General features: G+C 61.0%; 10 protein-coding genes. 3 read left to right on the top strand and 7 right to left on the bottom strand.

Annotation, left to right across the window (positions count from 1 at the left end):
• Positions 1 to 13: 13 nt before the first annotated feature.
• From AC1DM5_RS08565 to AC1DM5_RS08580, 4 genes are all read right to left on the bottom strand, one after another.
• A complete protein-coding gene (locus AC1DM5_RS08565) occupies positions 14 to 946 on the bottom strand; it encodes an ABC transporter ATP-binding protein (RefSeq protein WP_477818800.1) in 933 nt (310 codons plus the stop codon).
• Positions 943 to 1,584: an ABC transporter permease gene (locus AC1DM5_RS08570; RefSeq protein ID WP_113183802.1), complete on the bottom strand. Its 642-nt coding sequence runs from the start codon at positions 1,582 to 1,584 to the stop codon at positions 943 to 945. The genes AC1DM5_RS08565 and AC1DM5_RS08570 overlap by 4 nt, the downstream gene beginning before the upstream one ends.
• A 10-nt stretch (positions 1,585 to 1,594) precedes the next feature.
• On the bottom strand, positions 1,595 to 2,212 hold the full coding sequence (locus AC1DM5_RS08575; RefSeq protein WP_113183801.1) for an ABC transporter permease: 618 nt from the start codon (positions 2,210 to 2,212) through the stop codon (positions 1,595 to 1,597).
• 101 nt (positions 2,213 to 2,313) lie between these two features.
• Positions 2,314 to 3,195, bottom strand: coding sequence for a glycine betaine ABC transporter substrate-binding protein (locus tag AC1DM5_RS08580; RefSeq protein ID WP_310382324.1), 882 nt, complete (start codon positions 3,193 to 3,195; stop codon positions 2,314 to 2,316).
• Between the two features lie 318 nt (positions 3,196 to 3,513).
• On the opposite strand from AC1DM5_RS08580, the gene AC1DM5_RS08585 reads away from it, so the two are divergent.
• From AC1DM5_RS08585 to AC1DM5_RS08595, 3 genes are all read left to right on the top strand, one after another.
• Entirely contained in the window at positions 3,514 to 3,972 is a 459-nt protein-coding gene (locus AC1DM5_RS08585) for a helix-turn-helix domain-containing protein (RefSeq protein ID WP_477818801.1), read from the top strand.
• Positions 3,973 to 3,991: 19 nt separating this feature from the next.
• Complete coding sequence (locus AC1DM5_RS08590) at positions 3,992 to 5,929, top strand: SARP family transcriptional regulator (RefSeq protein WP_477818802.1); 1,938 nt, start codon at positions 3,992 to 3,994, stop codon at positions 5,927 to 5,929.
• A 133-nt stretch (positions 5,930 to 6,062) separates the two neighbouring features.
• Positions 6,063 to 6,305, top strand: a complete 243-nt coding sequence (locus AC1DM5_RS08595; RefSeq protein ID WP_477818803.1) for a hypothetical protein — start codon at positions 6,063 to 6,065, stop codon at positions 6,303 to 6,305.
• A 12-nt stretch (positions 6,306 to 6,317) separates the two neighbouring features.
• Here the strand turns inward: AC1DM5_RS08595 and AC1DM5_RS08600 are convergent, their stop codons facing one another.
• From AC1DM5_RS08600 to AC1DM5_RS08610, 3 genes are all read right to left on the bottom strand, one after another.
• Positions 6,318 to 7,331, bottom strand: a complete 1,014-nt coding sequence (locus AC1DM5_RS08600; RefSeq protein ID WP_477818804.1) for an ABC transporter ATP-binding protein — start codon at positions 7,329 to 7,331, stop codon at positions 6,318 to 6,320.
• Positions 7,328 to 8,320, bottom strand: a complete 993-nt coding sequence (locus tag AC1DM5_RS08605; protein WP_477818805.1) for an ABC transporter ATP-binding protein — start codon at positions 8,318 to 8,320, stop codon at positions 7,328 to 7,330. Before AC1DM5_RS08605 ends, AC1DM5_RS08600 begins: the two co-directional genes overlap by 4 nt.
• On the bottom strand, positions 8,317 to 8,667 hold a 351-nt coding region (locus AC1DM5_RS08610), incomplete at its 5' end, for an ABC transporter permease (RefSeq protein WP_477974854.1). The genes AC1DM5_RS08610 and AC1DM5_RS08605, both read right to left, overlap by 4 nt.

Raw genomic sequence — 8,667 nt, forward strand, 5'->3', positions numbered from 1 at the left:
GAAACTCCTGCACTCAGATCGAGAAGATCGCGTCACGCGTCAGCTGCCCGGTAACAATGCCACCGCCATCGACCACCGAGAGCACATCGCTGTTGGCGGCGACCATCAGCGACAGCGCATCGCGCAGATTGACGTTTGCAGTGACACTGGCGACGGGTGACGAGGGGGCACCGGGCCGCATCGCATCGGCAACCGAAAACAGGCTGAGCCGCTTGATCGCCCGGTCTATACCGACGAAATTGGCGACGAAATCGTCGGCCGGATGGGAGAGGATCGCATCCGGCGCATCATATTGCACGATCTTGCCGGCGCGCATGATGGCGATCCGGTCGCCGAGGCGGATCGCCTCGTCGAGATCGTGGGTGACCAGAACCACCGTCTTGCGCACGCGCTTGAGGATCTGCCTGAACTCGTCCTGCAGGCGCGTTCTAGCGATCGGGTCGATGGCACCGAAGGGCTCGTCCATCAGCAGCACCGAGGGATCGGCGGCAAGGGCACGCGCCACGCCGATGCGCTGGCGCTGGCCGCCGGAAAGCTGGCGCGGATAGCGCTTCAACATTTCCTTCGGATCGAGGCCGACAAGATCAAGCAATTGCTCGGTGCGCTTTGCGATCCGTGGCTGGTCCCAGCCGAGCAGGTTCGGCACGGCGGCGATGTTTTCGGCAATCGTCATGTGCGGAAAGAGGCCGACATTCTGAATGACGTAACCGATATGGCGGCGAAGCTTGACCGGATCGGCCCTGGTCACGTCCTCGCCATTGACGAAGATGCGCCCCTCTGTCGGTTCTATCAGCCGATTGATCATGCGCATCGTCGTCGTCTTGCCGCAGCCAGACGGGCCGATCAGCGCGACCGTCGAGCCCTCGGGCACATCAAGCGTCAGGTTATCCACCGAAGGCGCGGCACTTTCGCCATAGCGCTTGGTGACGTTCTCCATGCGGATCATGCGGCGGTTCTTTCTGCAAACAGATGCTTCTCGGCGCGGCCGAGGATGAATTCGGTGGCGAGCGCCAGGATCGCGATCGGCACGGCGCCGACGATGAGCCGCGACATATCCATCATGCCGATGCCCGTGGCGATGAAATCGCCGAGCCCGCCGCCGCCGATGAAGGGCGCGAGCGTCGCTCCGGCCAGTACCTGGACGGCCGCCGTGCGGGCGCCGGCAAACATGGCGGGAGCTGCCAGCGGAATGCGGATCTTGCGTAGAACCTGGCTTCTGCTCATGCCCATGCCGATCGCCGCCTCCACCGCATCGGCATCGACATCGCGCAACCCGACATAGGCATTGAGCAAGATCGGCGGCAGTGCAAGCACCGTCAGCGCCACGATCGACGGCAGGATGCCGATGCCGAGAAGCGGCAGCATGATTGCCAGGATCGCAAGGCTCGGAATGGTCCTGAGGCCATTGACGATGTTGATAACGCCGAAGGCGAAACGGCCGTGATTGACGATCAGGATCGCCAATGGCAGCGCAATGACGAGTGCGATCGCCAGTGACACGCCGGACATCAGGAGATGGCGGCCGAGGGCGCGGAAGAATTCGTCCTGGTGATCGACGATCCAAAAGAAGGCAGTGCTCAGCATCGCCGCGCCCTCACTGCCAGCGCACCAGGGCCTGCTCGGCCCGGGTGAGAATGAAATCGAAGATGATGGCCAGCAGTGCCGTCAGAATGCCGCCGACCAGGATCTTCTCGGCATATTCCTGATCGATGCCGATCAGGATGATCGTGCCGAGCCCCCCGCCATCGATAAAGGCAGCGACCGTCGCAATACCGATGACGGTGACGAGCGCGATGCGGGCGCCGGAGACGATCAGCGGCAGGGCGAGCGGCAGTTCGATGCGGAAGAGCCGCTGCCACGGGCCGTAGCCCATGCCGTCGGCGGCGTCGAGCACATCGGCCGGAACGCCGCGGATACCGGTAACGACGTTGCGCAGCAGGATCAGCAGGCAATAGGAGGAAAGCCCGATCAACGCCGGCTTCATACCGAGGCCGACGAAGGGGATCAGCAGCGCAAAGAGCGCCAGGCTCGGAATGACGAAGATGATGTTCGTCACCGTCAGCGCGAAGGCATAGAGCCTCGGCCGGCGGGCGCAGACGATGCCGAGCACGAGCGCGATCGCAAGGCCGATGAGCACGGACGAAATCGACAGCACCAGATGCTGCCAGACGGCAAGCGCGATTTCCGGAATATGCTTGGGTGCCCAGTTCAAACGCGAGAAATCCTGTCTGCACGATCACGACAAAGCGGCGAAGCTGCAAGCTTCGCCGCATTTTTTCTTCAAGGAAAGCGAAACTTGCGCGTCGCTCTCGATCAGATGCCCTTGGCTTTCAGGAATTCCGCGGCGACGTCTGCCGGCTCTTCCTTATCGCGATCGACCTTGGCATTCAGCTCGCGCATGGTCTCGTTGTTGAGGAGTGGGCTGATCTTGTTCAGAACCTCGGTGATTTTCGGGTTCTTGGCGAGCGCATCCTGGCGCACGACCGGCACGAGGTAATAGGGCGGGAAGAGATGCTTGTCGTCGTCGAGCACGACCAGCTTGTTGTCGGAGATCTGCCAGTCGGTCGCAAAGCCGTAGGAAACGTCGAGATCCTTGCTCGTCAGCGCACTATAGCGGATGCCGAGCTTGGCGAAGATCTTGAATTCCTTGAACTCGATGCCGTAGGTCTGCTTCAGCCCCGGCAAGCCATCCTTGCGCTCGCCAAAGCCGCCCTCAGCGCCAAAGGTCAAGTTCTTGGAGACTGGACCGAGGTCGCTCAGCGTCTTGAGCTTGTACTTCTCGGCGGTTTCCGGAAGCGTGATGATCGCATAGCCGTTGTTGATCTGCGTCGGCTGCAGAAGCGTCAGCTTGAGGTTCTTCTCGTAGTAATCCTTGACGTCGGAATAGATCTTGTCGGCAGAGCCCGACAGGTCACCCTTGACGACGGCGGCAAGCGCCGTGCCGGTATATTCCGGGTAGAGATCGATATCGCCGTTCGTCAGCGCCGTATGGGCGACGAGCGTGGCACCGAGGTTGAGGTGGCGCTCGACTTCGACGCCGGCCTTTTCAAGCGCCTGCGCGTAGATCTCGGCGACAACGAACTGTTCGGTGAAATTCTTGCTGCCGATCTTTACCGCATCGGCCTGTGCCGGTGCGCCCACGAAGGCGGCGAGGATCGCGCCGGCAAAGAGACCGGCGAAGGATTTCGAAAGCATTGCGTTCCCTCATTTGACATTCGAGTTGTTCAGGAGAGGTGATAGCGGTTTCCAGTGATCCGAGCGCGGAATGGAATACCAATTTTCTACCGATTTAGATGAAAATTAATCTCCAAAAGAACGCCCCACCATCGCATTCCAGGATGGGCGTGGCAAAACCGGAATAGACAGCAAGACAGCCCGATCACCGAAGGGTCGGAGAAAGCAGAGCCGGTCAAGATCAGCCTTCATATGATATCAAAAACAAATCGTAGAAAAGCGGCGCGATGCCGTCTACAAGTCAATGGACTGAAATGCGAAAGAGACAGAAGGTAGGCCATGAACGTCAAGGCACCGAACGCGATTGATACCTATGTCGGCATGCGTATGCGCAGGCGCAGACAGCTTCTCGGCATGAGCCAGGAGCGGCTTGCCGAACAGATCGGCGTTACCTTCCAGCAAGTGCAGAAATACGAAAAGGGCATCAACCGCATCGGCGCAAGCCGCCTGCAGAAGATCGCCGAAGTGCTACGCACCTCGCCGGCCTTCTTTTTCGAGCAGGACGATTTGGAAGCGCCGAGCCTTGCTGGCCTCGAATTGTCTGCCCCCGCCGATCCGGTCACAGAATTTCTGCGATCGAAGGAAGGTCTCGTCCTCAACAGGGCCTTCGTGAAGATCGAGGACCGGCGCATTCGCGAGACGATCATCTCACTCGTCAAGGCGATGGCGCAGGCCGAAAGCAGCGACATTCCGCTGAACGCGCTAAGAATGGACGAGCCGGAATCCCGCACAGAGTAAAAGCGGACGATACCGTCCCATGTCCCTCAGGCTCGAGTCATTCGGTACATTGCGGCTGCTGAACGCGGCGGGAGAGCCTGTATCCTTCCCTGAAAAGGGTTTGTTGACGCTTTGCTATCTGCTCGACAGGCCTGACAGCGAATGTTCGCGCGGCACACTCGCCCGCTTCCTGTGGGACAGCGCTGACAATCCCGATATCATGGCGAATCTGCGCAAAATGATCTCGCGTGTCCAGGCGCGGCAGGCAGAACTCGGCGTGGAACTGCTGGTCTTTACTGCGACGGGTGTACGGATCAGACGGGAGGCCTTCGTCGCTGACCGCTCTGAACTTGATACCCTGTCCTCGGCCGATCCTCTCGACGTGCTGCGAAGGCTCGTATCCCTGTTGCAACCGGATTTCCTCGCCGAACTCGCAGATCAAAGCGCCAGCATCCGAGAATGGGTATCCGGCGAGCACAACCGGCATATGGCAATCCTCGTCGACGCGCTGAAGCGAGCGCTGCCGGAAGCGCACTCGCGGGCCGATATCGGCCTCATCAAGGAGGCTGCGCTCAGGATCTTCCGCGATGCCCCCGATGACGAAAACATCCGACATATCCTGCTGCAAGCCTATGAGGCCGAAGGGCATCTGGAAAACGCCAGGCAGCTTTTCGAGAGCCGCAGCCGCGATCTCCAGCACTCGCTGGATATCGGCCTCGATCTGCAGGCCCTGAAGGAAGTGCGCAAGATTTTCGATGCCAGCAGGGTGCCGGCCTTGCCCGCCGCGCCGGCGATGGAAAGCGGTATCATTCTGAAAGCTGCGCCTTTGCCCCGCCTCGTCCTGTTGCCGCCGGTCGAAGCCGGTGAGGCCGGTCCCGCGCCGATACTTTCGGAGGCGCTGATCGAGGACGTGACCATCGGCCTTTGCGCCTTGAATAGCGTCTCGGTCGTTGCACCCCATACCGCCGCACAGATCGCACGCCATGCCGATCGGTCGGGCATGATCCTACGCCATTCGATCTCCTACGTGCTCGACACGCGGTTGACAGCCGGCGGCGCCACGCCGTCGCTGTTCGTTCAGCTCGTCTATGCCGCCAATGACGAGGTCATCTGGGCCGAGCGCTTCAGCCTCGAAAAATACGACCTGATCACCGACCGGCGGGAGATCGCGCGACGGATTGCCAAGGAGCTCTCCAGTCAGATCCGCCAGAACGAGAGCGTGCGCGGAGCTTTCGAAAACAATCCGGCCGCCTATCACAGCTATCTCCTGGGTTTCCGGGACATGAAGCGGCTTTCCCTGCCGGACATCCGGCGCGCCCGGAAGGCGTTCCGCGACGCCGTCCAGCACAGCGCGCACTTCTCACCGGCGCTCGCCGGCCTTGCGCACACCTTCCTGGTGGAATGGCTGCTGACGGCTCGTGGCGATGGAGAGCTGATCCGGCTTGCGGAAGACTATGCAAACCGGGCGATCGTCGCCGATCCGTCGCTGGCTTCCGGCTTCCGCCAGCTCGGTGTCGCCAAGCTCTATCTGAACGACCTCGATGAAAGCGTGGTGGCGCTGAAGGTTGCGGAAGAACTCAGCCCACATTATGCCGACGGCATCGCAAGCTACGCCGATACACTGGTGCATGCCTCGCGCCCGGCAGATGGGCTCGCCAAGATCGAGCGAGCGATCTCGCTCAATCCGCTGAGCCCCGCCGATTATCTCTGGACCGAGGCCGGCGCGAATTTTGCCCTCTTCCGCTATAGGGAAGCGCTGGATGCGATCAGCAGAATGGATGATCGCACGCCGGCCGACCGGCTTGCAGCCGCCTGCTGGGCGATGCTCGGCGACGCGAAAAATGCCCGCCTCTACATGCGCAAGGCACGCGAAACCAATCCCGATTTCGACGTCGATAGATGGCTGACGCTCGTGCCCTTCAAGGAGGCGTGGCAGAAGGAACAATATCGCGAGGCTCTGCGAAAGGCAGGCTTCTAGCTCCGTCGGCCTAGCTCAACTGAGTTGCCGCCTCCTGATACGCCATCCAAACTGGTGTCACGCCCGTGTCACGCGCTTTCCTCGACCGCATCCGCTAGAACTCCTTCCAACACGTCTGGGGAGCTCAGTGAGAATGGCAACGGAAGACATCATCGAACTCGGGACCGCCGAGAAGGATCAACGACTGCGCGATATCGCCTCGCTCGCGCGGCTCGTTTCCTACGCCCGTCAGAACGCCCGGGAACTCAATGCAGAGTTCTCCGTCTATTGCCTCGATCTCGCGCTTGGCGCGCTGTTGCAGGATCTCACCGAGAGCGGCATAAATCTGCCCGTCGAGGGAACGATCGAAGATGCACCGGCAGGCCTGGTGCACTGAAAGTCGATAGCTTCAGCCGGCCTGCGACAGCGGATTGGGCGCGGCGAAATGGCAGGCTGAAAACTGGTTCGGCGAGACTTCGCGCAGCACCGGCCGATCGACCTTGCAGATGTCTTTTGCAATCGGACAGCGCGTATGGAAGCTGCAGCCCGGCGGGACGCGGGAGGGGCTTGGAACGTCGCTCTGCAGTACGATGCGGTTTGCCTTGCGATCGGGATCGGGCTCGGGTGCTGCCGACAGCAGCGCCTGCGTATAGGGATGCTGCGGCATGGAATAGACGGACTTTTTCGGTCCGATCTCGACGATCCTGCCGAGATACATCACCGCCACACGGTCTGCGATATGCCGGACGACCGCGAGATCATGAGCGATGAACAGATAGGAGAACTTCCGCTCAGCCTGCAGGTCCTGCAGCAGGTTGACGATCTGTGCCTGCACCGAGACATCAAGAGCTGAAACCGGCTCGTCGGCAACGATGAACTGCGGATTGACGGATATGGCGCGGGCAATACCGATACGTTGGCGCTGGCCGCCGGAGAACTGGCGCGGATAGCGATCCATGAAGCTCGGCGACAGACCGACCTGTGTCAGCAGTTCAGCCACCCGCTCGCGCCGATCTCTTGCAGACTTGACCAGTCCGAAGACTTCGAGCGGTTCTGAGATGATCTGAGCAACCGAACGACGCGGGCTGAGCGAGCCGTACGGATCCTGAAAAACCATCTGCATTCTGGCCCGCATCATGCGCATCTCGGCAGCGCTGAGAGCCGTGATATCGCGCCCTTCGAACAGCACCTCCCCATCGGTTGGCTGGATCAGCCGCAACAGCAGCCGTCCGAGCGTGGACTTGCCACAGCCGGATTCACCAACCAGCGCCAGTGTCTCGCCGCGCTTGACCGAGAAGGAAGCGCCATCCACGGCACGCACGCCGCCCGAGGAAGAGCTCATGAAAAGCCCGCCTCCATCGGAAAAGGTCTTGCCGAGGTTTCGGACGGTCAACAGGTCGTCGACGCTGATCATCTCTGTCATGCTGTTGCTCCGGCGGTGACCCAGCAGGCCGCCTTGTGGCGTTCTGAAACGGTGAACATGGGCGGCATTTCCACCGCGCATCTGTCGGTCCGGTTGGCGCAGCGGGCGTAGAAGGGACAGCCCTGCTTGACCGAGCCCGCGGTCGGAACCGAACCGGGGATCTGGTAGAGCCGCTTCTGATCGTCATCGAGCCGCGGAATCGATTTGAGCAGACCCTGCGTATAGGGATGGCTTGGATTGCTGAAGATCGAGCGGACATCCGCATCTTCGACCACGTGGCCGGCATACATGACGATGACACGATCGCAGACTTCCGCAATGACGCCGAGATCGTGCGAAATCAGCAGCACGGCCGTGTTCAGCGTCTTGCGCACCTTCACCATGAGGTCGAGCACCTGTGCCTGGATGGTCACATCAAGTGCCGTCGTCGGCTCGTCGGCGATCAAAAGTTTCGGATTGCAGGCAACCGCCATCGCGATCATCACCCGCTGGCGCATGCCACCCGAAAATTGGTGCGGATAGGCATCGAGCCGCCCCTCCGGATTGGGGATGCCGACAAGCTTCAGGAGTTCGATGACGCGGGCGCGGCGCTCTCCGCGGTTCATCTTCACATGCAGCTTGATGGCCTCGCCGATCTGGTCGCCGATGGTCATGACCGGGTTCAGCGAGCTCATCGGCTCCTGAAAAATCATCGCGATGTCGCGGCCGCGGATCTCGGGCAGCTTCGTCTTCGGCAGATCGAGAAGGTTGACGCCTTCAAGCTCGATGCGGCCTTGTGCAATACGGCCGGGCGGATTGGGGATCAGCCCCATGATTGCGAGCGACGTGATCGACTTGCCCGAACCGGATTCGCCGACGATGCCGACCGAACCGCCGGCCTCGATCTCGAAGGAGACGCCGTTCACAACGCGGATCGGAGAATCCTTCGGGCCGAATTCGACGGCGAGGCCTTCAACCTTGAGCAATGGTGTCGGTGGTTTGGACGTCATTGGCTCGTCTCCGGATCCAGCATGTCGCGGACCGCATCGCCGATCAGGTTGAAGGACAGCACCACGCAGGTGATGGCAAAGCCGGCGGCAATGATCGGCCAGGGCGAGCCGAAGAGATTGTTGAGACCATCGCGGATGATATTGCCCCAGCTCGGATTGGGCGCTCGAGTGCCGATGCCAAGGAAGCTGAGCGACGCTTCGAGACGGATGGCGGAGGCGACCCAGAGCGTCATCAACACGACGATGGGGGCTGCAATGTTCGGAATGATGTGGCGTAAAATAATCGTCGGCGTGCGCACGCCGACCGCGACCGCCGCTTCAACATAGGGCTCCTGCTTGACCGCCAG

The organism is Rhizobium sp. 01T437 (assembly GCF_056398505.1).